This window comes from Sphingomonas cellulosilytica, from assembly GCF_052321755.1.
Lineage (GTDB): Bacteria > Pseudomonadota > Alphaproteobacteria > Sphingomonadales > Sphingomonadaceae > Sphingomonas.
The window spans coordinates 47643-72999 of record NZ_JBQRTT010000006.1; the positions used below are offsets into that span (position 1 = coordinate 47643).

The 25357-nt window shown below is 68.0% G+C and carries 21 protein-coding genes and 1 tRNA gene; 11 read left to right on the top strand and 11 right to left on the bottom strand.

What is annotated here, in order from left to right:
- Together ACTZQ5_RS10935 and ACTZQ5_RS10940 are read right to left on the bottom strand one after the other, a co-directional pair.
- On the bottom strand, positions 1-2337 hold the full coding sequence (locus ACTZQ5_RS10935; protein ID WP_443585221.1) for a GH92 family glycosyl hydrolase: 2337 nt from the start codon (positions 2335-2337) through the stop codon (positions 1-3).
- Between the two features lie 93 nt (positions 2338-2430).
- Positions 2431-2517 (bottom strand) — tRNA-Leu (locus tag ACTZQ5_RS10940).
- Between the two features lie 106 nt (positions 2518-2623).
- On the opposite strand from ACTZQ5_RS10940, the gene ACTZQ5_RS10945 reads away from it, so the two are divergent.
- The 4 genes from ACTZQ5_RS10945 to gltB all read left to right on the top strand — a co-directional run bounded on the left by ACTZQ5_RS10945 (position 2624) and on the right by gltB (position 10598).
- On the top strand, positions 2624-3553 hold the full coding sequence (locus ACTZQ5_RS10945; RefSeq protein WP_443585222.1) for a complex I NDUFA9 subunit family protein: 930 nt from the start codon (positions 2624-2626) through the stop codon (positions 3551-3553).
- A 79-nt stretch (positions 3554-3632) separates the two neighbouring features.
- Complete coding sequence (locus ACTZQ5_RS10950) at positions 3633-4442, top strand: undecaprenyl-diphosphate phosphatase (RefSeq protein WP_443585223.1); 810 nt, start codon at positions 3633-3635, stop codon at positions 4440-4442.
- Between the two features lie 152 nt (positions 4443-4594).
- Positions 4595-6028 (top strand): NAD(P)-dependent oxidoreductase, encoded by a 1434-nt coding sequence (locus tag ACTZQ5_RS10955; protein WP_443585224.1) that lies wholly within the window; start codon positions 4595-4597, stop codon positions 6026-6028.
- 46 nt (positions 6029-6074) lie between these two features.
- Positions 6075-10598, top strand: coding sequence for a glutamate synthase large subunit (gene gltB, locus ACTZQ5_RS10960; RefSeq protein ID WP_443585225.1), 4524 nt, complete (start codon positions 6075-6077; stop codon positions 10596-10598).
- A gap of 4 nt (positions 10599-10602) precedes the next feature.
- On the opposite strand, the gene ACTZQ5_RS10965 is transcribed toward gltB, so the two are convergent.
- Together ACTZQ5_RS10965 and ACTZQ5_RS10970 are read right to left on the bottom strand one after the other, a co-directional pair.
- Entirely contained in the window at positions 10603-10992 is a 390-nt protein-coding gene (locus ACTZQ5_RS10965) for a type II toxin-antitoxin system VapC family toxin (RefSeq protein ID WP_443585226.1), read from the bottom strand.
- Complete coding sequence (locus ACTZQ5_RS10970) at positions 10989-11243, bottom strand: type II toxin-antitoxin system VapB family antitoxin (RefSeq protein WP_443585227.1); 255 nt, start codon at positions 11241-11243, stop codon at positions 10989-10991. Before ACTZQ5_RS10970 ends, ACTZQ5_RS10965 begins: the two co-directional genes overlap by 4 nt.
- Positions 11244-11341: 98 nt before the next feature.
- Between ACTZQ5_RS10970 and ACTZQ5_RS10975 the strand changes: the two genes are divergently transcribed.
- Complete coding sequence (locus tag ACTZQ5_RS10975) at positions 11342-12016, top strand: glutathione S-transferase family protein (protein ID WP_443585228.1); 675 nt, start codon at positions 11342-11344, stop codon at positions 12014-12016.
- The gene (locus ACTZQ5_RS10980; protein WP_443585229.1) at positions 12003-12350 is read left to right on the top strand and encodes a tRNA-binding protein; all 348 of its coding nucleotides are present in this window, start codon (positions 12003-12005) and stop codon (positions 12348-12350) included. Before ACTZQ5_RS10975 ends, ACTZQ5_RS10980 begins: the two co-directional genes overlap by 14 nt.
- On the opposite strand, the gene ACTZQ5_RS10985 is transcribed toward ACTZQ5_RS10980, so the two are convergent.
- Positions 12342-12770, bottom strand: a complete 429-nt coding sequence (locus ACTZQ5_RS10985) for a DUF1810 domain-containing protein (protein ID WP_443585230.1) — start codon at positions 12768-12770, stop codon at positions 12342-12344. The genes ACTZQ5_RS10980 and ACTZQ5_RS10985 overlap by 9 nt on opposite strands.
- A 41-nt stretch (positions 12771-12811) precedes the next feature.
- On the opposite strand from ACTZQ5_RS10985, the gene ACTZQ5_RS10990 reads away from it, so the two are divergent.
- Complete coding sequence (locus tag ACTZQ5_RS10990) at positions 12812-13336, top strand: Ivy family c-type lysozyme inhibitor (protein WP_443585231.1); 525 nt, start codon at positions 12812-12814, stop codon at positions 13334-13336.
- A 4-nt stretch (positions 13337-13340) separates the two neighbouring features.
- On the top strand, positions 13341-13961 hold the full coding sequence (locus ACTZQ5_RS10995) for a YbhB/YbcL family Raf kinase inhibitor-like protein (protein WP_443585232.1): 621 nt from the start codon (positions 13341-13343) through the stop codon (positions 13959-13961).
- A gap of 164 nt (positions 13962-14125) precedes the next feature.
- Here the strand turns inward: ACTZQ5_RS10995 and ACTZQ5_RS11000 are convergent, their stop codons facing one another.
- The 3 genes from ACTZQ5_RS11000 to ACTZQ5_RS11010 all read right to left on the bottom strand — a co-directional run bounded on the left by ACTZQ5_RS11000 (position 14126) and on the right by ACTZQ5_RS11010 (position 16072).
- Entirely contained in the window at positions 14126-14257 is a 132-nt protein-coding gene (locus ACTZQ5_RS11000) for a hypothetical protein (protein WP_443585233.1), read from the bottom strand.
- Between the two features lie 146 nt (positions 14258-14403).
- Entirely contained in the window at positions 14404-15474 is a 1071-nt protein-coding gene (locus tag ACTZQ5_RS11005) for a GGDEF domain-containing protein (protein WP_443585234.1), read from the bottom strand.
- A 64-nt stretch (positions 15475-15538) separates the two neighbouring features.
- The gene (locus tag ACTZQ5_RS11010) at positions 15539-16072 is read right to left on the bottom strand and encodes a peroxiredoxin (RefSeq protein ID WP_443585235.1); all 534 of its coding nucleotides are present in this window, start codon (positions 16070-16072) and stop codon (positions 15539-15541) included.
- A gap of 68 nt (positions 16073-16140) precedes the next feature.
- Between ACTZQ5_RS11010 and ACTZQ5_RS11015 the strand changes: the two genes are divergently transcribed.
- On the top strand, positions 16141-16947 hold the full coding sequence (locus ACTZQ5_RS11015) for an inositol monophosphatase family protein (protein WP_443585236.1): 807 nt from the start codon (positions 16141-16143) through the stop codon (positions 16945-16947).
- 9 nt (positions 16948-16956) lie between these two features.
- On the opposite strand, the gene ACTZQ5_RS11020 is transcribed toward ACTZQ5_RS11015, so the two are convergent.
- Positions 16957-18783, bottom strand: a complete 1827-nt coding sequence (locus ACTZQ5_RS11020; protein WP_443585237.1) for a DUF8034 domain-containing protein — start codon at positions 18781-18783, stop codon at positions 16957-16959.
- Complete coding sequence (locus tag ACTZQ5_RS11025) at positions 18780-20123, bottom strand: MFS transporter (protein WP_443585238.1); 1344 nt, start codon at positions 20121-20123, stop codon at positions 18780-18782. Before ACTZQ5_RS11025 ends, ACTZQ5_RS11020 begins: the two co-directional genes overlap by 4 nt.
- Before the next feature lie 263 nt (positions 20124-20386).
- On the opposite strand from ACTZQ5_RS11025, the gene ACTZQ5_RS11030 reads away from it, so the two are divergent.
- Positions 20387-23299: a TonB-dependent receptor gene (locus ACTZQ5_RS11030; RefSeq protein WP_443585239.1), complete on the top strand. Its 2913-nt coding sequence runs from the start codon at positions 20387-20389 to the stop codon at positions 23297-23299.
- Between the two features lie 49 nt (positions 23300-23348).
- Complete coding sequence (locus ACTZQ5_RS11035) at positions 23349-24341, top strand: lactonase family protein (protein ID WP_443585240.1); 993 nt, start codon at positions 23349-23351, stop codon at positions 24339-24341.
- A 7-nt stretch (positions 24342-24348) separates the two neighbouring features.
- Here the strand turns inward: ACTZQ5_RS11035 and ACTZQ5_RS11040 are convergent, their stop codons facing one another.
- Positions 24349-25248 carry a DUF4886 domain-containing protein gene (locus ACTZQ5_RS11040; protein WP_443585241.1) on the bottom strand — a complete coding sequence of 300 codons (900 nt, stop codon included), beginning with the start codon at positions 25246-25248 and terminating at the stop codon, positions 24349-24351.
- Positions 25249-25357 lie beyond the last annotated feature (109 nt).

Genomic DNA, 25357 nt, shown 5'->3' on the forward strand with positions numbered 1-25357 from the left:
CTACCGAGGGGCGCGCTCCGTCGACATGGAGTACGGCCGCGCGCGCGCGCTTCTTCCCCAGCGTGTGTTCGGCCGTGCCGCCATCGTGAAGCGCAACTCGCCGCCGGCGCGCAGTTCCTCGTCGCGAAGATAGCTGCGGGTCAGCGCCACGCCGTTCAGCGTGACGCGCCCGACATAGCGATTGGCGGGCGACAATCCGTCGGCGACGACGGTGAAGCGCTTGCCGCCCGGCAGGTTCAGCACCGCGCGATCCACGAAGGGCCGTCCGATCACATATTGGTTCGATCCCGGTGCGACGGGGTAGAAACCGAGCGTGGTGAAGACCAGCCAGGCCGACATCTGCCCGAGGTCGTCGTTGCCGGCGAGGCCATCGGGCGTCGGCTTGTATTGCGAACCGACGATTTCGGCCAATCGCTCCTGCGTCCGCCACGGCGCGCCGGCATAGGCGTAGAGATAGGCGACATGGTGGCTGGGTTCGTTGCCATGGATATATTGGCCGATCAGCCCGGCGATATCCTCAGCGTGGCTGTAATCGAGCTTCGACGTGTCGAAGTCGAACATCCGGTCGAGCTTGGCGATCGTCGGCCTGTCGCCGCCGAGCAGGCGGATGAGACCGGCCTGATCCTGCGGCATGAACCAGCTGTATTGCCAGGCATTGCCCTCGGTATAATCCGATCCGTAGTTGATCGCGGTCGGATCGAACGGCGTGCGGAACGCGCCGGTGGACAGGCGCGCGCGCAGCCAGCCGGTCTTCGCATCGAAGCTGTTGCGCCAGTTGCCGGCGCGCTTTTCGAAGCGATCGGCGATTTCCGTCCGCCCCATCGCCCGCGCCATCCGCGCGATGGTCCAGTCGTCATAGGCATATTCGACCGTCTTGGACGCCGCCTCCGGCTCCTTGTCGATCGGTACGTAGCCGCGCGCCATATAGTCGCCGAGCCCGCCGTAAGGCGCATAGCTGGCGCTTGCGACCATGGCATCGAGCGCGGCATCGGCGTCGAAGCCACGGATGCCCTTCAGATAGGCATCGGCGATCACCGGCGCGGCATGATAGCCGATCATCGTCCACGTCTCGCGCCCGGCGAACTGCCACACCGGCAGGATGCCATAGGGGCTGTAGCGGCGGCTCTCGATCAGGGAGCGTACCACGTCACGCGTCGTCTCGGCCGGCTGCACCAGCGTCAGCAACGGATGCTCGGCGCGAAACGTATCCCACAGCGAAAAGGTAGAGCGGAAGGTGAAGCCGTCGGCGGCGTGCACCTGATCGTCCGGCCCGCGATAACGGCCGTCGGCGTCGCTCCATATGCTCGGGGCGAGCAGGGCATGATAGAGCGCGGTGTAGACGGTGCGGCGCATCGGGGCAGGGGCGGTGATCTCCAGCGCGCCCAGCGCCTGCGTCCACGCCGCCGCCGTCTTCGCACGCACCGCATCGAAGCCGCCCGGCTCGGCATCGAGGTTGGCCACCGCCGCCGTCTCATCGACGCCCGACAGCGCGACCCGCACCTCCAGCGGCGTCGCGAGCGTACCGAAGTCGAGCTGCGCCTCGAGTGCGCGACCAAGCTTCTCCGCGACGGCATTGCTGCTGCGCCCGGGTCCCTGGAAGCCCTTGTAGGCGACGGCGGCGTCGCGATCGACGAAGCGATGGCCGACCAGCGGAGCCGAAAAGCGCATCGCGAAGAACAGCTTGCGCCCCGGCGCCCAACCACGCGTCTCGCGGAAACCGGTCAGCGTGCCGTCGGACCGCAGGTGCAGCCCCGACCACAGCACTTTGCCGGGGTAGTTGTACAGCGACGATCGCAGGTCGATCAGCAGATGTGCCGCGCGCCCTGCGGGGAAGGCGTAGCGATGGACGCCGATGCGTTTGCCCGCCGTCAGTTCGGCGCGGATGCCGTGATCGGCCAGCGTCACTGCATAATAGCCGGGATGCGCCATCTCGCTCGCATGATCGAATCGCGAGCGATAGCCGGAGCCCGGCTTGGCCGGATCGCCGGGATCGAGCGGGACGGTATCACCCGCCTGCGGCATCACCAGCACGTCGCCGAGATCGGAATGGCCCGCGCCCGAGAAATGCGTGTGACTGAAACCTTGGATCGTCGGGTCTTCGTACCGATAGCCGGCGGCATGACCGTAACAGGCGCGGATCTCGCAGCCGGTATCGGTATCCGGCGACAGCTGAACCATGCCGAACGGGGCGGTGGCGCCGGGAAACGTATGCCCCTCGCCGCCGGTGCCGATCATCGGATCGACCGCCTCGATCGGCGGGACCACGCTCTGCGCAAGCGCGGCGGTGGCGAGCGGCAGGACGATAACGGCGGAGAGAAGGCGGAGGGATCGGCGCATGCCGCAGCCTAAGCCGCTGATCCGCTTTGCGAAAGCCCGTCGGCGGTTTGGATTTTTGCAGAACCCCTCCGGATCGATCCGGAGGGAAGAAAATGGTGCCCAGAAGAGGACTCGAACCTCCACGACCTTGCGATCGCCAGCACCTGAAGCTGGTGCGTCTACCAATTCCGCCATCTGGGCACGGGGTAGGCGGCGGCCTTTAGGGGGCGTTCCACACGCTTGTCAACACGGGTTTCGCGGGGCAATGGGCGGATTGTCAGCAAAGCGACGAAAAAAGGCCCGTGCGATGAAGGACAAGCTGGTTACGATCTTCGGCGGCGGCGGTTTCGTCGGCCGCTACGTGGTGCAGGCGCTGCTGCGCGGTGGCGCGCGAGTGCGCATCGCCGAGCGCGATCCCCGCCACGCCTGGTTCCTCAAGCCGCTCGGTGGCCTCGGCCAGACGCAGTTCGTCGCCGCCGACGTGACGCTGCCCGACACCGTACGCCGCGCGGTCAACGGTGCCGATGCGGTCATCAACATGGTCGGCGTGCTCGCCGGCGACTTCGAGCGGCTGCACGTCACCGGCGCACGCAATGTCGCCGAGGCGGCGGCGGCATTGGGCGTCGAGACGCTGGTGCAGGTGTCCGCGATCGGTGCCGATCCTGCCGCGCCGTCGGGATATGGCAGCAGCAAGGGGCGGGGCGAAGAGGCGGTGCGCGCGGCCTTCCCCGGTGCCGCCATCGTCCGTCCCTCGATCGTGTTCGGCCGCGAGGACCAGTTCATCAATCGTTTCGCCGCGATGATCGCGCGCGCGCCGGTCGTGCCGGTGCTGCGCGCAGGCGTGAAGTTCCAGCCGGTGTTCGCCGGAGACGTCGGCGATGCGGTGGCGGCGGCGACCGACGCGCGCTTCGCCGGACAGACCTTAGAGCTGGGCGGTCCCGATGTCATGTCCATGGGGGAGATCATCCGCTTCATCGCAGCGACGCTGGGCCGCTCGCCGTCCATCGTCGAACTGCCGGACGGCGCTGGCGCACTGCTCGCCAGGCTGCCGTTCGCGCCGATCACGCAGGACCAGTGGCTGATGCTCCAGCGCGACAACGTCGTCGCGGCGGGTACGCCGGGGCTGGCCGAACTGGGCATCGTGCCCGAACCGCTGTCGTCGATCGCGCCGGACTATCTGGTGCGTTTCCGCAAGTCCGGTCGCTTCGGCCGGCGCAGCGAGACGCTGGCGGCCTGATCCGCGGCGCGGCGGGTTAGGCGTTTCCCTATCGGGTCCGCCGCCTTATGGCGGCGGACCTGTTTGTTAGGGGACCATTGTGAACGACCTGATCGCCGCCATCATCCTCGGCATCGTCGAGGGGGTCACCGAATTCCTGCCCGTCTCCTCGACCGGGCACCTGATCCTCGCCGGTGCGCTGCTCGGTTATGACGATGCGCGCTGGCAGCTGTTCAATATCGTGATCCAACTGGGGGCCATCCTGGCGGTGGTGGTACTCTACTGGCGGACGTTCTGGACCGTCATCACCGGCCTGATCCGTCGCGACGAGGGATCCGTGCGGTTCGTGCGCAACCTGCTGATCGCCTTCATCCCCGCGGCGGTGATCGGCGTCCTTGCCAAGAAGCATATCGAGGCGCTGCTGCTGCAGCCCAAGGTGGTCGCGGTGGCGCTGATCGTCGGCGGCGTCGCCATCCTGGTGATCGAACGGCTGGTGAAGCCGGGGACGGTGCGCGGCATCGCCGCCGTCTCGGCCAAGACGTCGCTGGGGGTCGGCTTCATCCAGTGCCTGGCGATGATCCCAGGCGTCAGCCGCTCGGGCGCGACGATCCTCGGCGCGCTGTCGCTGGGCGTCGAGCGGCGCACCGCGGCGGAATTCAGCTTCTTTCTTGCCATTCCGACGATGCTCGGCGCGAGCGTCGTCGAGACGGCAGGGCATATGGATGCGATCCGCAGCGGCAGCAGCGTCGGCCCGATCGAGATTGCCGCAGGCTTCCTCGTGTCGTTCGTCGTCGCGCTGCTCGTGGTCCGCTGGTTCGTCGGGATCGTCGGCAGGCACGGGTTCGGCCCCTTCGCATGGTATCGGATCGTCGTCGGCGGGGTCGCACTGGCTCTGCTCACTGCGAACTGATACCGATACGGCCATACTTTTCGGTCGAATGGTGCGCCTGGGTCCTCCATTGACTGGGCAATGATAATATTTAGACAGTAATGCTTACATAAATGGCACTTTTAGGATGACAAGGCGCCAGCAACGCAATATCCCGCACCCCGGAGGCGGGTATGGCGAACGATTCTATGCTGAAATTCGTGGGACGCGAGCAGGCCTATCCGGCCAAGCGCTCCGCAGACGATCGTGCGGAGGATTTCCGCGAGATCGCCGCGCGCTATGCTCCACCCGCGGCCGAGGATCAGGCGGGCCGCTGCTCGCAATGCGGCGTCCCCTATTGCTCGGTGCACTGCCCCCTGCACAACCATATCCCCGACTGGCTCAGGCTGACTGCGGAAGGGCGGCTGCGGGAGGCTTACGAACTCAGTAACGCCACCTCGACCATGCCGGAAATCTGCGGTCGCATCTGTCCGCAGGACCGTTTGTGCGAAGGCAATTGCGTGATCGAGTTCACCGGCCACGGCGCGGTGACGATCGGATCGGTGGAGAAGTTCATCACCGACACCGCCTGGGAAGAGGGCTGGGTGGAGCCGCTGGTGCCGGGTCCTGCACGCGGCCAGTCGGTGGCGGTGATCGGGGCCGGACCGGCCGGGCTCTCCGCGGCGGAATATCTGCGCGGCAACGGCTATGAGGTGCACGTCTACGATCGGCACGATCGTGCGGGCGGACTGCTGACCTATGGCATCCCCGGTTTCAAGCTGGAGAAGCCGGTGGTGATGCGCCGCGTCGAACGGCTGAAGGCAGGCGGCATCGTCTTCCACGAAGGGTTCGGCGTCGGCGAGCAGGCGAGCCTCGACGATCTGCGCCGCCAGCATGATGCGGTGCTGATCGCGACCGGCGTCTATCGCGCCCGCGCGCTGGACGTGGCGGGCGGCGACGACAATCGCGTGGTCGCGGCGCTCGATTATCTGATCGCCTCCAATCGCAAGGGCTTCGGCGACGCGGTGCCTGCGTTCGACCAGGGGCAGCTCGACGCCGCGGGCAAGCATGTCGTGGTGATCGGCGGCGGCGACACCGCGATGGATTGCGTGCGCACCGCGATCCGCCAGGGCGCCGCCAGCGTGAAGTGCCTCTACCGGCGCGATCGCACCAACATGCCGGGCAGCCAGCGCGAGGTGACCAACGCCGAGGAGGAAGGCGCGGAGTTCGTCTGGCTCTCCGCGCCCGCCGCGTTCGACGCGGACGGCACGGTGCGCGCACGCAAGATGCGTCTCGGCGCGCCCGATGCGAGCGGCCGGCGCGCCCCGGAAGCCGATCCGAGCGGTGACTTCACCCTCCATGCCGACCTCGTCGTCAAGGCGCTGGGCTTCGATGCCGAGGACCTGCCGACGCTGTTCGGCGCGCCGGAGCTGGGCGTCAGCCGCTGGGGCACGGTGCTGGTCGACGGCAAGACGCTGATGACCAGCCTCGACGGCGTGTTCGCTGCCGGCGACATCGTCCGCGGCGCCAGCCTGGTGGTCTGGGCGATCCGCGACGGCCGCGATGTCGCCGCGACGATGCACAAGTGGCTGAAGGCGCGAGCCAAGGCCGGCAAAGTCGCCGCCTGACACGCCGCTTCCAATGATGACGCCAGATGAAAAGGCGACCGGACCGATGATCGACGCGATGAAGACCGACCAGCGCCAGTATCTTGCCGAACATGGCATGTACCGTCCCGATACCGAGGGCGATGCCTGTGGCGTCGGGCTCGTCGCCGCGACCGATGGGCGGGCGTCGCGGCGCGTCGTGCAGTCGGCGGTCGATGCCCTAAAGGCGGTGTGGCACCGCGGCGCGGTCGATGCCGACGGCAAGACCGGCGACGGCGCGGGGATCCACATCGATCTGCCGCATCGCTTCTTCGACGATGCGGTGGTCGCGTCGGGGCACAAGGTGCTGCCCAACCGCCTGGCGGTCGGCATGATCTTCCTGCCGCGTACCGATCTCGGCGCGCAGGAAAGCTGCCGCACGATCGTGGAGAGCGCGATCATCGAGGCGGGCTACACCATCTACGGTTGGCGGCAGGTGCCGGTCGACGTCTCCGTCATCGGCCTGAAGGCGCAGGCGACCCGGCCGGAGATCGAGCAGATCATGATCGCCGGTCCTCTCCCCGATGAGGTGAGTGCGGGGGAATTTGAGAAGAATCTCTATCTCGTCCGGCGGCGGATCGAAAAGCGGGTGATTGCGGCCCAGATTCAGGGTTTCTACGTCTGCTCGCTGAGCTGCCGCTCGATCGTCTACAAGGGGCTGTTCCTCGCCGAGTCGCTGTCGGTCTTCTATCCCGATCTGCAGGACCAGCGGTTCGAGAGCCGCGTCGCGATCTTTCACCAGCGCTATTCCACCAACACCTTCCCGCAATGGTGGCTCGCCCAGCCGTTCCGCTGCCTCGCCCACAACGGCGAGATCAACACGGTGCGCGGCAACAAGAACTGGATGCTCAGCCACGAGATCCGCATGGCGAGCCTCGCGTTCGGCGAACATTCGGAGGACATCAAGCCGGTGATCCCTGCCGGCGCATCCGATACGGCGGCGCTGGATGCGGTGTTCGAAACGATCTGCCGCTCGGGGCGCGATGCGCCGACCGCCAAGATCATGCTGGTGCCCGAGGCCTGGCAGAAGGACACCGATGTCCCCGCCGATCATGCCGCGATGTACCAGTATCTCGCCTCCGTCATGGAGCCATGGGACGGCCCGGCGGCGCTCGCCATGACCGACGGGCGCTGGGCAGTGGCTGGCGTCGACCGCAACGCGCTGCGCCCGCTGCGCTATACCCGCACCTCCGACGGGCTGCTGATCGTCGGGTCGGAAACCGGCATGGTCGTCGTCCCCGAATCCACCGTGGTCGCCAAGGGGCGGCTGGGGCCGGGGCAGATGATCGCCGTGGACCTGGACGAAGGCCGCGTCTTCTCCGACCGCGAGGTGAAGGACCGGATCGCGTCGGAGCATGACTATGCGGCGATGATCGGCGAATTCCACACGCTGGACGACTTGCCCGACGTGCCCGACGCCGTGGTCCGCTACGACCGCGCGGGGCTCGCCCGGCGCCAGGTCGCGGCGGGGCAGACGCTGGAGGACATGGAGCTGATCCTGTCGCCGATGGTCGAGACGGGCAAGGAAGCCGTCGGCTCGATGGGTGACGATACGCCGCTGGCGGTCATCAGCGACAAGCCGCGGCTCATCAGCCAGTTCTTCCGCCAGAACTTCAGCCAGGTGACCAACCCGCCGATCGATTCCCTGCGCGAACGCTACGTCATGTCGCTCAAGACGCGGTTCGGCAATCTCGCCAACATCCTCGATACCGAGGATCAGCGCGACCGCGTGCTGGTGCTCGATTCACCGGTGCTGACGGGCCAGCATTGGGCGCGGCTGAAGGCGCATTTCGCCCGCACCACGACCGAGATCGACTGCACCTTCGACGCCGATGGCGGCCCCGAAAAGCTGCGCGCCGCGATCCAGCGCATCCGCAACGAGGCCGAGCAGGCGGTACGGCAGGGCAAGAGCGAGCTGTTCCTGACCGACGAGCATGTGTCGGAGGGGCGGATCGCCATCGCCGGCGTGCTGGCGGTGGCGGCGGTGCACACGCACCTCGTCCGCCGCGGCCTGCGCTCCTATGCCTCGATCAACGTGCGCTCGGCGGAATGCCTCGACACGCATTATTATGCGGTGCTGATCGGCGTCGGCGCGACGACGGTGAACGCCTATCTGGCCGAAGCCGCCATCGCCGACCGGCAGGCGCGGGGGCTGTTCGGCGACCTGCCGCTCGACGAGTGCCTGAAGCGGCATCGCCATGCGATCGAGGAGGGATTGCTCAAGATCATGAGCAAGATGGGGATCGCGGTGATCTCCTCCTATCGCGGCGGCTATAATTTCGAGGCGGTGGGCCTGTCGCGCAGCCTGGTCAACGACCTGTTCCCCGGCATGCCCGCCAAGATCTCGGGCGAGGGCTATGCCTCGCTGCATCATTCGGCGATGGTGCGTCACGAGCTCGCCTGGGACGAAGGCGTCGCGAAGCTGCCGATCGGCGGCTTCTACCGCCAGCGTCATACCGGCGAGACGCATGCCTATTCGGCGCAGCTGATGCACCTGTTGCAGACGGCGGTGTCGACCGACAGCTATACCAGCTATCTCCAGTTCAGCCGCGGCGTCGCCGACCTGCCGCCGGTGTATCTGCGCGACCTGTTGCAGTTCAACTTCCCCAACGAAGGCGTGCCGGTCGACCAGGTCGAGGCGATCACCGAGATCCGCAAGCGCTTCGTCACGCCGGGCATGTCGCTGGGCGCGCTCTCGCCCGAGGCGCACGAGACGCTGGCGATCGCGATGAACCGCATCGGCGCCAAGGCGGTGTCGGGTGAGGGCGGCGAGGACACCGTCCGCTTCAAGCCGTATGAGAATGGCGACAACGCCAATTCGACGATCAAGCAGATCGCCAGCGGCCGGTTCGGCGTGACCGCCGAATATCTCAACGCGTGCGAGGAAATCGAGATCAAGGTCGCGCAGGGCGCCAAGCCCGGCGAGGGCGGGCAGCTGCCCGGCTTCAAGGTGACCGAATTCATCGCCAAGCTGCGCCATGCGACGCCCGGCGTCACGCTCATCAGCCCGCCGCCGCACCACGACATCTATTCGATCGAAGACCTGGCGCAGCTGATCTACGACCTCAAGCAGATCAATCCGCGTGCGCGCGTGTGCGTCAAGCTGGTCAGCTCGTCGGGCATCGGCACCGTCGCCGCGGGCGTCGCCAAGGCGCATGCCGACGTGATCCTGGTCGCCGGCCATGTCGGCGGCACCGGCGCGTCCCCGCAGACCAGCGTCAAATATGCCGGCACGCCGTGGGAGATGGGCCTGTCCGAGGTCAATCAGGTGCTCACGCTCAACGGCCTGCGCGGCCGTGTCCGCCTGAGGACCGATGGCGGGCTGAAGACCGGGCGCGACATCGTCATCGCCGCGATCCTCGGTGCGGAGGAATTCGGCATCGGCACGTTGAGCCTCGTCGCGATGGGCTGCATCATGGTGCGTCAGTGCCATAGCAACACCTGCCCGGTCGGCGTCTGCACGCAGGACCAGGCCCTGCGCGACAAGTTCGTCGGCACGCCCGAAAAGGTCATCAACCTGATGACCTTCATCGCCGAAGAGGTGCGCGACATCCTGGCGCGGCTGGGGGTGCGCAGCCTGGACGACGTGATCGGGCGGACCGAATTCCTGCGCCAGGTGAGCCGCGGTGCCGAGCATCTCGACGACCTCGATCTCAACCCGATCCTCGCCAAGGTCGATGCGACCGATGCCGAGCGGCGCTTTTCGCTCAGCACCTTCCGCAACGAGGTGCCGGACAGCCTGGATGCGCAGATCATCAAGGATGCCGCCGCCGTGTTCAGCCGCGGCGAGAAGATGCAGCTGACCTATTCGGTGCGCAACACGCACCGCGCGGTCGGCACGCGGCTGTCGAGCGAGATCACGAGGCGCTTCGGCATGAGCAAGCTGAGCGATGGTCACGTCACCATCCGGCTGCGCGGTTCGGCGGGGCAGTCGCTCGGCGCCTTCCTGTGCCGGGGGATCACGCTGGAGGTGTTCGGCGACGCCAACGATTACGTCGGCAAGGGGCTGTCGGGCGGCACGATCATCCTGCGTCCGGCCGTGTCGTCGCCGCTCGCCAGCCAGGACAATACCATCCTCGGCAATACGGTGCTCTATGGCGCGACCTCCGGCACGCTGCTGGCGGCTGGGCAGGCGGGCGAGCGGTTCGCGGTGCGCAATTCAGGCGCGACCGTGGTGGTCGAGGGCTGCGGCGCCAATGGCTGCGAATATATGACCGGCGGCGTCGCGGTACTGCTGGGCGAGGTCGGCCAGAACTTCGGCGCCGGCATGACCGGCGGCATGGCCTTCGTCTACGATCCCGACGGTGCGTTCGAACGGCGCGCCAACCCCGAGAGCATCGTCTGGCAGCGTCTTGCCTCGGCGCATTGGGAAGGCGTGCTGAAGGCGCTGGTCGAGCGCCATGCCAAGGCGACCGACAGCAAATGGTCGAAGGGCCTGCTCGCCGACTGGGATCGCATCGCCGGCGATTTCTGGCAGGTGGTGCCGAAGGAAATGCTGTCGCGTCAGACGCATCCGCTCGACGACACGGTGGAGGCGGTGGCGGCGGAATGAGGGATCAGAGCGCGGACCGGATATCGGTCCGCGCGAAATCCTCGCCCTTGTAGAGGAGGGGGCAGCCCGCGACCTTTGCGACCGCATAGGCCATGCAGTCGCCGTAGTTGAGCGATGCCGGATGCCGCCCCTTGCCGAAGCGGTCGAAGGCAACAGTCGCGGCGGCGAGATGCGCTTCGCCGAAATCGACCCGCTCGACGGTTCGCAAGAATTGGGCGATCAATCCGCCTACGGGCTCCAACCCTGCTTTTGCCTGCATGACGATCTGGAGCTCCAATTCGGTCGGGCGACCGATCAAGCGGCGCGACGACGCCGCCATGGCTCCGACGAAGCGGTCCGCGTTCGGCTCCTGTCGCAGCACGGCGACGATCGCCGACGTATCGAGGGCGATCACGTTGGCAGGCCGTGTTCATCATAGCCGATAATCTCGTCAGGCATGCGGGGGTCACGAACAGGCATGGCGGCAAAGGCAGCTTGCACCTCGCGCACGCTCTGCAGAAAATCGGCCCTGCGTTCCGCTTCGCGATCCCGCTCCAACTCGTTGCACACGGCCATGCCGATTGCATCGGTCAGCGACAGCCCGCGATTGGCCGCCAGTTCGCGGATAGCCTGCTCGTACGCGTCGTGCTTGATGTTGATGCCCATCGTCTTCGCTTTCTAGAACGATGCCATCCGATTTATAGAAAGCACCATCGAACGCAACGTCTTCACCTCGCCCCCCGCCATGGCCTACAGGTGACGCCATGTGGCAGCTTTACCAATTCCCCCTGTGCCCCTTCAGCCGCAAGGTGCGGCTGCTGCTCGGCGAGAAGGGCATCGGCTATGAGCTGGTGCGCGAATCGCCGTGGGAGCGGCGCGACGAGTTCATGGACATGAACCCGGCGGGCGAGACGCCGGTGATGGTCGATGCCAGCCGTCCGGGTGCGCCGCTGATCGATTCGATGGCGATCTGCGAATATTTCGAGGAAACGGTCGACAAGGCGGCGATGATCAACGGCACGGCCGCCAACCGCGCCGAGATCCGCCGGCTGGTGACGTGGTTCGATACGCATTTCTATCGCGACGTCACCGGGCCGCTGCTGCACGAGCGTGTCGTGAAGCGGCTGGCGCACCGCGCCGCGCCCGATGCGAAGGGCCTGCGCGAGGCGATGAAGGCGGCGGTCAGCCACCTCGACTATACCGATTACCTGCTCGATCACCGCAATTGGCTGGGCGGGGCGACGATGAGCCTCGCCGATCTGGCCGCCGCGGCGCAGATCTCCGTCGCCGACTATCTGGGCGGCATCGACTGGAAGGGGCACGACCAGACGGCGCGCTGGTATCGCGGCTTCAAGAGCCGGCCGAGCTTCCGGCCGCTGCTGTCGGAGCGGATGGAGATGATCGGGCCGCCGGCGCATTACGACAATGTCGACTTCTGATCGCATCGCATTCGCCGATTTCGAGGCGGTGGATATCCGCGTCGGAACGGTGATCGCCGCCGAGCCCTTTCCCGAGGCGCGCAAGCCCGCGATCAAGCTGCGCATCGATTTCGGCGAAGGGATCGGCGTGCGCAAGTCGTCGGCACAGATCACCGAGCATTACGCGCCGGAGACGCTGATCGGGCGGCAGGTGGCGGCGGTGGTCAATTTCCCGCCGCGGCAGATCGGCCCCTTCATGTCCGAAGTGCTGACGCTCGGCTTCCCGGATGCGGATGGCAAGGTGGTGCTGATCGGCCCCAGCCTGCCGGTGCCGGACGGCGGCCGCTTATTCTGACGGAGCCCGATCGAGCAGTGCCAGTGTCGCCTGGTCGGCTTCGCCGGCAAAGAAGCGCGTCAGCGCCGTGCGGAACGGCGCAGGATCGTCGGCGACGGCGGCAAAGAGCGTCATCGAAGACCGCAGCTTGATCGCATCGATACCGCCCAGGATCGCCTCGGCATTGCCCGGGGCGGCGACGATCGTCGCAGTCGCCTCGACCAGCCGTGGCCCGAGCAGGGGGTGTTCAAGGTAGCGGCGCGCCTCCTCGGCGTCGCGGATCGCGTAGAAACGGGCGGTGTCGCTCCGCCCGAGGCCGGCGATCTGCGGAAAGACGAACCACATCCAGTGGCTGGTCTTGTGGCCGCGCCGCAGCTCGGCGAGCGCCTGCGGGTAGAGGCGCGCCTGTGCGGAAACGAAACGGTCGAGATCTGCGGCCATAGCAGCGAGCAACCGTCGAGCGTCAGCGGCGTTCCCGCTTCATGCGTGCCCTATACCTCGCCCCGTTGCTGCTGCCCGCGCTGTTGCTTGCCGCCTGCGGCAGCGGCAAGCGTGCCGACACCGCTGCCAACGACAGTGCCGCCGCAGCCTTCGTGCCGCCGCCGACGCAGCCGCCCAAGCCGCTGCCGGGGCAGGAGCACAGCAATCCGATCACCGCCTATGTCGGCAAATATCCCGGCGACGCGGTCGATGGCGTCGGCTTCTACGATCGCACCGAGGTGTCGCGCGCGCTGATCGATGCGGTCGGCGACGAGGACATCCGGCGCCGCTTCACGACGCGCGATGCGGTGACGGTGCCGATCTTCCGCACCGCCGACGGCCGCATCGCCGCGCACGGCTGCGAACCGCACAATTGCGGCGATCACGATTGGACGTTCCTGGTCGCGCCCGATGGGACGAAGGGCGCGGCCTGCTATCACGATGCCGCCACGATGGGCGCCACCAGCCGCTGGTTTGCGGCAGGAGCGGCACCGGTCACCCGCCCCGGCGATTGCCCGCAGGAGTAGAACGATGCTCGAACACCTTCCTGCCTGGCTGGGCCGGGCGCTGGGCGACGTGCGGGCGGGCATGGACGGGCTGGGCATCGTGCGCCTCGGCCTCGATACCGGACTGCCGGCGCTGGGCCTGTCCAGCCCGGCCTTCGCCGACGGCGCAAGGCTGCCCGAACGGTTCACTGCGGATGGCGAGGGCGTGTCGCCGCCGCTGCTGTGGACGGCGCCGCCGGCCGGTACGGCGCGTCTCGCCCTGCTGGTGGAGGACGCCGATGCGCCGGCGCCGCAGCCGCTGGTGCATGCCATCGTCTGGGGCATGACGCCCGGCGAATTGCGGCTGACGGAAGGGGCGATCGTAGGGGACGGTGCCGGCACGCCCGAGGGCGATGTCGGGCGCAATTCCTACTTTCGCGAAGGCTGGCTGCCGCCCGATCCGCCGACGGGGCATGGCACGCATCGCTATGCGTTCCAGCTGTTCGCGCTGGATGGCGAGGCTGGCGATCCCGGCGAGACGCCGGGTCGTGCGGCGGTGCTGGAGGCGATGGCGGGGCATGTTCTCGCCGCCGGCGTGCTGATCGGCACCTATAGCCGGGGTGAGGATGCGCCGGTCGGTCCGGTCGGGGCGGCACAGACGGCCTGAGGAAGGGCGGCGGCCCGGCGACCTCGCGCCGGGCCTGCCCGTCGACCGGCGTCAGCCGGCGATGGTGCCGCCCTGGCTGGCGAGCACGAGGATGGTCGTGGCGAATGCGGCGACGCCGAGGAAGAGGCTGCGATACATCGGATATGCTCCGTCGGTCGGGGCGGTCAGGCGATCGGCATGACGGGGACGGCGGCGCTGATCGCGACGGCGGCGAAGGCGAGGGCGGCAACGACCGAGACGGCAGCGCGCTGTGCGAGTTCGAAGCGGATGAACATGATCTGGTTCCCTTTGGTCATCGGGAGCGAACCGTTCGCCTCCGATGCCAAAGGCTTTGCAGCCACCGTGCCAATTCATTTAAGGTGCTGAAAAACAACGGTTTAGGTAATCGAAGGCCGAAGGGTTGGTGGAATTCGCCAGCAGCGGTGCGATTTTTCCGCCAGTATCAGGCGGCACATACCCGATCGCGGCCACCGCTCTTGGCGGTGTAGAGCAGCCGGTCGGCGCGATCGAAGGCATCGGCGATCATCTCACCAGTCTGCACCGCCGTGACGCCGATCGACAGCGTCACCTGACCGAGCGGCTGGTCGCTTTCCCGCACGCGGAACCGCTTGGCCGCGATCATGCCGCGCACGCCGTCCAGATGCGCTGCGGCATCGGCGAGATCGATGCCCTTCAACAGCACCGCGAATTCCTCGCCGCCGTGGCGCACGACCAGATGGTCGTCGCATTCGTCGGCCAGGGTGCGGCCGACGGCACTCAACACGCGATCACCGACGGGGTGGCCATGCGCGTCATTGATCCGCTTGAACCGGTCGATATCGCAGACGGCGAGGCAGAAGGGCCCGTCACGATCGCGGCGGATCGCGAACGCCTCATCGAAGGCGCGCCGGTTGGGCAGGCCGGTCAGCGCGTCGCGGCGCGCCGTATCGTTCGCCTCGGCGAGCTTGGCGCGCAGCGAATCCGCCTCGTCCGTTGCATGCGCCAGCCGCACCTCCGCCTCGCGGATGCGGCTCAGCATCGATCCGGTGATCCGGGCGATCTCGTCCAGTCCCGCGGCCGCCTGGGGCTGCGGCACGTTGCGGCCGATCGCCGCGGCGCTCTGCTCCAGGTCGCGGCCGAAGCCGCGCGTCTCGTCCTGCATGGCCCGCATCATCGTCGCGAAATCGTCGACCTGCGCCTGGGTGGCGGCGACCAGTTCGACCGCCTCGTCCTCGATCTGCGCCGCGTAATCGGGCAGGCCGCGCTGGGGGGGCGCGGGCGGCGCCTCCATGACACGGGCGCCGACGACCACGGTGCCGCCCAGCTTCTCGATATCGGACCGGCTCAGCCGGACGCCGCCATCGGTCAGCCGCGCGACCGCCTGGGCGATGGCGCCACCCGGATTGGTGATGACGTCATAGGCGAAGTTATAGTGCGCCGGCTCGGGGCCAAGGCCCTGATCGGCAAGGAAGGCACCGATCCGCGAGAACAGATCGCCCTTTTCGTCCTTTCTCGCTGCGAACGGCCCGCGCATGCCCCACCCTTCAATCCCAGCCGCGAGTATATGCCCTATAGGTTATTGTAGCGTTGCGCTTGCGTCAGGAATGGGCGAGCTTGCGGACGGCGGCCAGCGTCAGGGCGACGTGCTGCGCCGGATTCATGTCGTCGTGCACGAAGGCGACGCGGCCATCGCGCGCGATGACGTAGCTGGTCCGCTTGGTCAGCGCCCGGCCGCCGGCGTTCAGCGCCACGTCGTAATTCTTGATGACGGCGGGGCCGGCGCTCGCCACCGCGAACTTGCCCGCGCACTTTTCGCTGGAGAAACGCTGCAACGTCGGCACGTCGTCCGCCGACATGCCGATCACCGTCGCCCCCGCCTTCTGGAATTCCGGCACCGCTTCGGCGAAGGCATGCGCCTCGGCATTGCAGCCGCCGGTGAAGGCCGCGGGGAAGAAATACAGCACCACCGGCCCCTTCTTGAGCTGCTGCGCCAGGTCGACGGTGATGACCTTGCCCGCGACCGCGCCGCGGGTGGTGAAGGCCGGCGCCTTCGCCCCGACGGCAAGGCCTGCGGCGGCGGCCGGAGCGGCGACGAGGACGACGGCGGCGAGGGCGGCGGGCAGCAGGCGCATGGACGATCCTTCTCGAATAACGCGCTCACTCTAGCGCGGCTGCCCTGCGCGCGATAGGGCATCGGCACATGCCGATCACCCCCGCCGACATCCAGCTCGCCAGCCGCCTCGCCGATGCGGCCGGCGCCGCCATCCGTCCCTATTTCCGTGGCCAGCACGGCGTCGAGCTGAAGGACGATCATTCCCCCGTCACCAAGGCGGATCGCGAGGCAGAGGCGGCGATGCGCCGGCTGCTGGATGCCGAGGCACCGGGCGACGGCGTGATCGGCGAGGAATATGGCACCAAAACGGGGGTAACCGGGCGCCAGTGGGTGCTCGATCCGATCGACGGCACGCGCAGCTTCACCGTCGGCCGGGCGATCTTCGGCACGCTGATCGCGCTGGTCGAGGACGGCTGGCCCCTGCTCGGGATCGTCGACCAGCCGGTGAGCCGCGAACGCTGGGTCGGCGTCGCCGGCCGGCCGACGACGTTCAACGGCAAGCCTGCCCGCACGCGCGCCTGCCCCCAGCTGGAGGGCGCGATCCTCGCCACCACCAGCCCGCATCTGTTCGCGGAAGGCGACGTGCCGCATTATATGGCGCTCGTCGCGGCAGCGTCCGGCGGCCATCCGCGGCAGGGGCCGGTCTATGGCGGCGACTGCTACAATTACGGACTGCTGGCGAGCGGCTACCTCGATATCGTCGCCGAATCGGGATTGCAGCTGTATGATTTCGCGGCGCTGGTGCCGGTGGTCGAGGGCGCGGGCGGGCGGATGTGCGACTGGAACGGCGACCCGCTGACCGCGGCGAGCGTGGGCCATGTGCTGGCGATCGGCGATCCGGCGCGGACCGACGACGTGCTAGAAGCGATCCGCGCGACCGCGCACGAGCATTGAGGCGGCAACTTACCGATCCCAGGGGAAGCTGAGGGTCGGTCGGTTGGCGTAGCGCGTCATCACCAGCGTCAGCCGGGCGCCGCAGCCCGGCTCCAGCCGGACCGTCAGGTCGCGACCACCGATCGTCTGCGCCGCGCCGTCCAGCGTGACAGAGTCGATCCGGTGTTCGGCATAGGTGCCACCCTGGATCACCAATGTCCGCGCGGTGGCGCCGGTGTTGACCAGCGTCACCTGTGTCGAGCGGTCGCCCAGCGCATGGACGAGCGCGGCGACATCCTCCGGCACGCCGGCGCGGCGGCGATCGGCGTCGAAATAGCGCAGGCGGCAGTGCAGCGGCACGCCGCCCTGCGGCGGGCTGGTCGGCGACCAGGGCGGGCGGGCGATGTGGAGGCCGCCGGTCATCGTCTGGATGAGCGCGGTCGCGCTCGCCGGGTTGATGTCGATCGTCCAGTCGGCGAGGCGCTGCATCCGCGTCGTCCGGTCCTCCTCGCGCAACTTGACCCGTGCGGCGACGCGGTCGAGGTCGGCAGCGAGCGCCTGCTCGGGATAGGCGGGATTGCGGCCGTGGAGGAAGTCGATCCACGGATGCTCGCCCGCCGCGGCAAGATCGGCGGGGTCCTGCGTCGCATACCAGATCTCGAACCCGCTCTGCCGATAGGGGCCGGGCTTCCACCCGTACCAGCCATCGGCACCGTACATGGTCGGCGCGGACAGGACGCCATCGATCCGCTTTGCCGCCGCGTTGATGCGCGCATTCTGCCGCCGCCAGAGGTGGAGATATTCGCGGTCGCCGGTCAGCAGCAGGCCGTTGTAGAAGGCGGTGATCGACCGCGGCACGCGGTTGCGGTTCTCGCGGCTTCCCGTCTGCGGCACCCGTGGCGAAAAGCCCCAGCCATAGACGCCGCGCCACCAGTCCTTGCCGACCTTGCCGTCGAGCGCGGCGAAGCTCGGCACGAGGTCGCCGTTGGCGCGGGCGCGGTCCATCCACGCGTCGAGATAGGAGAGCGCCCAGTCGCGATACCGCTCGCCCGCGCCGAGCGCATAGGCGTTGAGGCCGAGAGTCGTCGCCTGCAGGTTGAGCGGATTGTCGCCGACGACATCGCCATATTCGTCGTAATGGGCGAGCGTCTGCGCATAATTCTGCTCGCCATGCTCCATGTGGAAGGCGCTGGTGTCGAACGGGTCGCCGGCCCAGTCGAGCGGCGTGGCCCGGCGCAGCATCGGTCCGCGGCTGCCGTTGAGGACGCTGCGGATGATCCGCGCCTGGGAATCGTAATTGGCGACCGTGGGATCGCGGCCGGTGTAGAAATCGGCGTAGCGGCGGGTGCGTTCGACGAGCTTCGGATCGCGCGGTGCGCTCATCCCCATCACGTTGAAGGTGGTGAGGCCCTCGCTATTGTGCTGCCAGTCCATCTGCACCGGGAATTCGCGGTAATACATGCCCTGGCGGGCGATCGGCACCTCGACGGTGCGCGCGGCGGTATATTGCCGGAGGTGCCCTTCCCAGAAGCGCTGTGCCAGCGTCAGCAGCCGGTCGGGTGCGCCGAGCGCGTGCAGCGTCACCCAGTCGTTGGTCGCCTCCGCCGCGTCGTCGGGGCCATCATTGGCGCCCCAGCGCTCGAACACCTGCAAGGCGTCGCCGGGGCCGACATATTTGGCGAAGAACGCCTCGCAAGCCGCGGCGTTGGCGGCGAGCAGCCGGCGTTGCAGCACCGCCCAGCGCGGCGGCGCCATCGGCGTCGCGAGGCGCATAGTGGCGGGGCGCGGCCGGGCGGCGGCAGGCAGCAGCGCGCCGGCGGCTCCGGCGGCGAGCAGCTGGCGGCGATCGATCGTCATGCGGCAAGCTCCAGCCGGCGGATCGGCCCGACGACGACGAGGAAGGCGAAGATGGTCAGCAGGCAATGCGCGCCGACGAACACCAGCGCCCAGTCGAACGATCCGGTCGCGCCGACGATATAGCCGACGACGATCGGCGTCACGATGCCGGCGATATTGCCGAACATGTTGAACACGCCGCCCGACAGGCCGGCGAGCTGCTTGGGCGCGACGTCCGCCATCACCGCCCAGCCGAGCGAGGCGATGCCCTTGCCGAAGAAGGCGACCGCCATCAGCACGATGACCAGCCATTCCGCCTCCACCCAGACGCAGGCGATGATGAGCGTCGCGAGCAGCATTCCCGCGACCAGCGGCCCCTTGCGGGCGAGGTCGAGATTGCCGGTGCGCTTCAGGATCGCATCGGAGGCGAAACCGCCGGCAAGGCCGCCGACGAAGCCGCACAGCGCCGGCGCGGCGGCGGCGAAGCCTGCCTCCATGATGTTGAGGCCGCGTTCCTTCACCAGGTAGATCGGAAACCAGGTGACGAAGAAATAGGTCAGCACGTTGATGCAATATTGGCCGAGATAGATGCCGATCATCATCCGGCTGGCGAGCAGCCGCTGCACGTTGGCGAGCGTGAAGCTGCGCGGCCCTGCCTTGGCCTCTTCCATGCGGACGAGACCGCCGCCCGCCTCGATATGGTCGAGTTCGGCGCGATTGATCGCCGGGTGCCGGACCGGACTGTGGATGAAGCGCAGGAAGGCGAGCGTGGCGACGATGCCGAGCAGCCCCATCGCCCAGAACACCGATCGCCAGCCGAAGCTGTGCGCGAGCCAGCCCATCAGCGGCGCGAAGACGACCAGCGAGAAATATTGCGCGCTGTTGAAGATCGCCGAGGCGGTGCCGCGCTCCGGCCCAGGAAACCAGGCGGCGACGAGGCGGGCGTTGCCGGGGAAGGAGGGCGCTTCGGCGAGCCCGACGAGAAAGCGCAGCACGAACAGCGTCGCGACCGCCGAGGCGATCGGAAACAGGCCGACGAACCCCTGCGCCGCGGTCATCAGCGACCAGAGCGCGATCGCGCCCGCATAGATGCGCTTGGTGCCGAACCGGTCGAGCAATGCGCCGCCGGGGATCTGCGCCAGCACATAGGCCCAGGCGAAGGCGGAGAGGATGTAGCCGGTCTGCACCGGCGTCAGGCCGAGTTCGCCCGACGCCTGCGTGCCGGCGATCGAGAAGGTCGCGCGGTCGGCATAGTTGATCGCGGTGATGAGGAAGATCAGCGCGATGATGCGGTGGCGCACCCGCGTCGGGCGCGCGCCTGCTGCGGGGGCGGCGGTGGCCTTGACGGCGGCGGCGGTCATCGGGCGCTCTCCTTGGGCGGGACCCGTCTGGTGCGGGTTCGTAGCCGGGACGCTAGCGGCGGGCGGGCGGGCGGTCCAAGTCGAAAAGCGGGATGATCCAGTCCCTTCATGGCTGGATGAGGGAGGGAGTCGGGCTACCCATGCACGTCGCGCAACGATCCATGCCGGATTGAGGTTGGCCTTGCCATCGGCCACGGCGCTACCCCGATAGGACAGAACCGGCACCGGTTACGGCAGGTCGGGCGCACATGACGAGGGGATCGATGATGGCCATGTCCGGCATCCGTGGACTGCGAATCGCGCTGGGACTGACCACCGCGGCGATCGGACTGGCGGCGCTGCCCGCCGTTGCGCAGCAGGCGCCCGAGACCAATGTCGAAAAGGCGAACCGCGCAGCCGGCAACCAGCAGGACACCGCCAGCCCGCCCGCCTCGCCGGCAGTCGCGCCCGAAGCCTCGGTCGCCGATGCACCGGCGCTGGACGAGGGCGGCGCGCAGGACATCGTCGTCACCGGTTTCCGCGAGAGCCTGTCGAGCGCGATCAACATCAAGCGCAACCAGACCGCGACCGTCGACGTCATCAAGGCGGAGGACATCGCCGAATTTCCCGACCTCAACCTCGCCGAATCGCTGCAACGCATTCCCGGCGTCGCGATCAGCCGGGTGAACGGCGAAGGGCGCAACATCTCCGTTCGCGGCCTCGGCCCCGATTATACCCGCGTCCGCATCAACGGCATGGAGGCGATCGGCACCACCGGCGGCACCGACAATTCGGGCGGCGTCAACCGCGGCCGCGGCTTCGATTTCAACATCTTCTCCTCCGACCTCTTCAACAGCCTCGCCGTCCGCAAGACGGCGACCGCCGATGTCGAGGAAGGCTCGCTCGGCGCGACGGTCGACCTCCAGACCGCGCGGCCGTTCGACTACAAGAAGCCGACGGCGGTGATCTCGGCGCAGGCGAGCTACAACGACCTCGCCCGCAAGGCGACGCCGCGGCTGTCCGGCCTCGTCACCGCGACCAGCGCCGATGGCCGCTTCGGCGTGTTGCTGTCCGTCGCCTATGAAGAGCGCAAGCTGCGCGAAGAGGGCGCCAACATCACCCGCTGGACCTATGGCGGGTTCAACGGCGGCTTCAATCCGGCCTCGACGCTGGCCGGCTATACGATCGGCCAGATCAACTACGGCGCCGCGGCAAACCAGACCGATTATGCCGGCCAGGCGCTGTTCCATCCGCGCATTCCCGGCCTCGTCAGCTATGCGATCGACCAGAAGCGGCTGGGTGCGGCGGCGTCCGTGCAGTTCCAGCCGACGCCCGCGACTTTGCTGTCGATCGACGGCCTCTATTCGCGGCTCGACGGCACCCGTGCCGAGCGGCAGATCCAGGCGATCAGCTTCAGCCGGTCGGGCACGGGCAAGCCGCAGACGATCATCCGCTCGGGCACGGTGGATTCGAACCGCAACATCATCAGCGGCACCTTCGACAACGTCGATGTACGCTCGCAAAGCCGCTACGACATCCTGCGTACCGATTTCTACCAAGGCACCGCCAACCTCGAACAGAAGTTCGGCGATGCGCTGAAGTTCGTCGGCGAGGTCGGCTACGCCAAATCGGAGTTCACCAACCCGACGCAGACGACGGTGACTATCGACGCGGTCAATTCGAACAACTTCGTCTACGACTTCTCGACGCGCTTCCCGCTGATCCGGCCCGGGTTCGACGTCACCAATGCCGGCAACTTCACCTTCACCAACGGCAATTCCGAAGTACGTGTCCGTCCGCAGACGGTCGACAACAGCTTCAAGACCGCCAAGGGCTATCTCGAATGGACGGCAAGCCCGCTCGTCAAGCTGAAGGCGGGGCTGGATTGGCGGCAGTTCGATTATTCCTCCACCGAAGGGCGCCGCAACGCCGGCGAGACGGTGGTGCAGACGCTGACCCCGGCGCAACTCGCGGCAGCGACGACGCTCTATTCGGGCTTCGGCCGCGGTATCGACCTGCCCAACGGCACGCCGACCGCCTGGGTGGTGCCGGATATCGACAAGTTCGCCGAGCTGTACGGCATCTACACCAACCCGCTCTACGCCGTCGGGCGGCTCGACAATGCGACGGCGCGCGGATCGTATATCACGGTGCGCGAGCGCGACACCGGCGTGTGGGGCATGACCGAGTTCAACCTGGCCGACGCCGGCATCCGGCTGCGCGGCGATGCGGGCGTGCGCTACGTCCACACCAACCAGCTGTCGACGGGCTATACCGGCGTCGGCACGTCGGTGAGCCTGATCGCCGCCGAGCGAAGCTACAACCGCTGGCTGCCGTCGGTGAACCTCGTCTACGATCTGACCGATACGCTGCTCGTCCGCCTTGGCGCCGCCAAGACGCTGGCGCGGGCCGGCATCGCCTCGCTGACGCCGGGCGGCAACCTTAACATCTCGGGCGGCAACCGCGGCTTCAGCTCGGGCAACCCCGATCTCAAGCCGACCGAATCCAACAATATCGATGCCAGCCTGGAATGGTATCCGACCAAGGGCGCGGTTTATGCGGTGTCGGCATTCCAGAAGGATATCGGCACCTTCGTCCAGACGCTGAGCGTCAACGTGCCGTTCGCCGATCTCGGCCTGCCCGCCTCGCTGCTCGCCGGCAGCGCGGCGTCGCCGAGCGACGTGTTCACCGTGACCCAGCCGGTCAATTCGAGCGGCGGCAAGCTGCGCGGATTCGAGGTGAACGTGCAGCAGCCCTTCACCTTCCTCAGCGGCTTCCTGCGCGATTTCGGCGTGCTGCTAAACTACACGCGGGTCGAATCGAACATCAAATACCTGCTGTCCGCCACCAGTTCAGCGACGGTGACGCAGCCGCTGGTCGGCCTGTCGAAAAATGCCGCCAATGCGACGCTTTACTATGAAACCAAGCGCTTCTCGATCCGCGGTTCGCTCGCCTATCGGTCGAAATATCTGACGGCGGTTCCCGGCACCGAAGGGAACAGCTACAACGGCACCAACGAAACCACCAACGTCGATGCGCAGGTGAGCTACAACATCACCGACGCGCTGAAGCTGAGCCTCGAGATGATCAACCTGACCGACCAGTTCAACGATCAATATGTCGACGCCACCAACCGCCTGAACGTGCTGACGCACAGCGGGCGGCAGTTCATCCTGGGGGCTCGCTACGCCTTTTGATTGGATCGACCGACGCCAGCTGATCGCCGGCATCGTCGCAGGAGCGGCGGTGCCGGCCTCGGCGCGCCTGCCGCAGCCCGACGGCGTGGCGGCATCGTCCGACGGCGGCGCCTTTGCACTGGGCGCGGACGACCGGGTACGGCCGCTCGCGATCGGCACCGGGCTGGAGTGGACGGTGGATCACGGGGCGGGCCGGCTCGCGCTCTTCCGCCGAAGGGACGGCGGCTGGCTCGGCGGCTATGATCGCGAGTGGCGGGCGCTCGGCGCGATCGTGGCGACCGGCGGTCGCGAACCGGTGCACCTGGCGATCGATCCGGCGCGCCGGCTGGCGGCGGTGGCGGATTACGGCGCGGGCAGCGTGTCGCTGCACCGGATCGCGCGCGGCGTAGCCGGTCCGGCGCAGGTCGTGCGGCACGAAGGGCGCGGACCCGATGCGGAACGGCAGGCGGGGCCGCATGCGCATTGGGTGGGCTTCGGCCGCGATGGGCGCTGGCTCTACGCGGTGGACCTGGGGGCGGATGCGGTGTTCGCGCATCGCGTGGAGCGTGGGCGGATCGTCGACACCCGCATCGCCTATGCCGCGCCGCCGGGATCGGGGCCGCGGCATATCGCCTGGCATCCGACGCTGCCGCTCGCCTATCTCGCCTGCGAGCTGGCCAACCGGGTGACGACGCTGGCGATCGGCACGGACGGGATGTTCACCGCGATCGACAGCCGGCCGACGCTGGCGCGACCTGCCAAGGTGTATGCCGGGCATATCGCGGTCGATGCGCCGGGGCGGATGCTCTACGTGTCCAATCGCGGTCCCGATACCATCGCCGCATTCGACCTTGCCGATCCGCGCCGGCCGGTGCTGGTGCAGGAGGCGGCCTGCGGGGGCGACTGGCCGCGATTTTTCCTGCTGCGTCCGGACCATGGCGATATGCTGGTCGGCAACGAGCGCAGCCCGGCGATGGCGGTACTGCCGGTCGGGCGTGACGGCCGGCTGGGGCCGCCGCGCGCCGGCCCTGCGGTGGCGAAGGGCCGCTTCGCCGCGCTGTAGCCGAACGTCAGCGCTGGGCGAGTTCGGCATGGGCCACCGCCTGGAGCGATACCGCGAGATCGGGCGACAGGCCGAGTTCGTCGGCGGCGCGCTCGCCGCGGCCGAGGCTGCGCGGGTCGACGCCGGTGATCGCGCCGAAGACGGTCAGCGCCTCGAGGTAATAGCCCGCGGTGCTGGCGTGATACTGGTCGTAGGACCACAGGTTCGCCTGGCCGAAGGTGATGCCGTCATAGGGATCCGGATCGGCGACGCCCGCGGCGAAGGCCCGGTTCCACGCCTGGCCGACCGGGATGACGCCCGCGACGGCGCGGTTGGTGCGGCGCGCGCGATCGGCGGCGCTGCGCAGATCGTCGGCCATCGCGGCGATCGGCCGCCCGTGCCAATGGCCGCCGGGCAGATAGGTCTGATCCGCGCGGCTCCATGTCGCCATCAGTTCGACGCGGACGGCGTGGTTGCGCGCGCGGAACAGCGAGGCGAGCTGCCCGGAGGCGCGGATGTAGCGCGTCGCGTCACCCGGCCGTTCGCGATCGAGCGTGCTGTATTCCTGCAGCACGACCACGTCCCACGGCCGGTCGATCAGGTGGCGGCGCTGTTCGTAATGAAAGGCGAGGCTCTGGCCGCCCTGCGTTTCGAGGCTGACCGCATAGCGCAGCCCCGCCTGTTCGGTGAACGCCTTGAACAGCGCCGGTACGCCGCCATAGCCGGCGCCGGTGAGGTCGGTGACGCTTTCGGCATGCCAGTTGCGCACCGCGGAATGCGCGCCCTGGGTGAAGCTGTTGCCGATGAACAGGATGCTCCGCGGGGCCGCGGCCGTGGCGGGCGCGCGTTGTGCCGCCGCGCCTGCCGTTGCCGCTGCCGTCGTCGGAAGCGCCGCCGCCAACAGCGCCGCCAGCATCACCCTTCGCATCGTATCGCACTCCCTGTCTTGTCGCCGCCCCGTATCGGATCGTGGCGGTGGAACGCCAGAGCGGTCGTCGCCGCAAGGCATAGCCGCCGCCCATGACGCGCCACCGCAG

Bases quoted from the DNA above. Each gene is read 5' to 3' on its own strand.
- ACTZQ5_RS10980 (WP_443585229.1), top strand. From the start codon at position 12,003: ATGTCGACTTCTGATCGCATCGCATTCGCCGATTTCGAGGCGGTGGAT.
- ACTZQ5_RS10990 (WP_443585231.1), top strand. From the start codon at position 12,812: ATGCGTGCCCTATACCTCGCCCCGTTGCTGCTGCCCGCGCTGTTGCTT.
- ACTZQ5_RS10935 (WP_443585221.1), bottom strand. From the start codon at position 2,337: ATGCGCCGATCCCTCCGCCTTCTCTCCGCCGTTATCGTCCTGCCGCTC.
- ACTZQ5_RS11000 (WP_443585233.1), bottom strand. From the start codon at position 14,257: ATGACCAAAGGGAACCAGATCATGTTCATCCGCTTCGAACTCGCACAG.
- ACTZQ5_RS11005 (WP_443585234.1), bottom strand. From the start codon at position 15,474: ATGCGCGGGCCGTTCGCAGCGAGAAAGGACGAAAAGGGCGATCTGTTC.
- ACTZQ5_RS10945 (WP_443585222.1), top strand. From the start codon at position 2,624: ATGAAGGACAAGCTGGTTACGATCTTCGGCGGCGGCGGTTTCGTCGGC.
- ACTZQ5_RS10995 (WP_443585232.1), top strand. From the start codon at position 13,341: ATGCTCGAACACCTTCCTGCCTGGCTGGGCCGGGCGCTGGGCGACGTG.
- ACTZQ5_RS10975 (WP_443585228.1), top strand. From the start codon at position 11,342: ATGTGGCAGCTTTACCAATTCCCCCTGTGCCCCTTCAGCCGCAAGGTG.
- ACTZQ5_RS11030 (WP_443585239.1), top strand. From the start codon at position 20,387: ATGATGGCCATGTCCGGCATCCGTGGACTGCGAATCGCGCTGGGACTG.
- ACTZQ5_RS11025 (WP_443585238.1), bottom strand. From the start codon at position 20,123: ATGACCGCCGCCGCCGTCAAGGCCACCGCCGCCCCCGCAGCAGGCGCG.
- ACTZQ5_RS11020 (WP_443585237.1), bottom strand. From the start codon at position 18,783: ATGACGATCGATCGCCGCCAGCTGCTCGCCGCCGGAGCCGCCGGCGCG.
- ACTZQ5_RS10985 (WP_443585230.1), bottom strand. From the start codon at position 12,770: ATGGCCGCAGATCTCGACCGTTTCGTTTCCGCACAGGCGCGCCTCTAC.
- ACTZQ5_RS11010 (WP_443585235.1), bottom strand. From the start codon at position 16,072: ATGCGCCTGCTGCCCGCCGCCCTCGCCGCCGTCGTCCTCGTCGCCGCT.
- ACTZQ5_RS11015 (WP_443585236.1), top strand. From the start codon at position 16,141: ATGCCGATCACCCCCGCCGACATCCAGCTCGCCAGCCGCCTCGCCGAT.
- gltB (WP_443585225.1), top strand. From the start codon at position 6,075: ATGATCGACGCGATGAAGACCGACCAGCGCCAGTATCTTGCCGAACAT.
- ACTZQ5_RS10970 (WP_443585227.1), bottom strand. From the start codon at position 11,243: ATGGGCATCAACATCAAGCACGACGCGTACGAGCAGGCTATCCGCGAA.
- ACTZQ5_RS10955 (WP_443585224.1), top strand. From the start codon at position 4,595: ATGGCGAACGATTCTATGCTGAAATTCGTGGGACGCGAGCAGGCCTAT.
- ACTZQ5_RS11040 (WP_443585241.1), bottom strand. From the start codon at position 25,248: ATGCGAAGGGTGATGCTGGCGGCGCTGTTGGCGGCGGCGCTTCCGACG.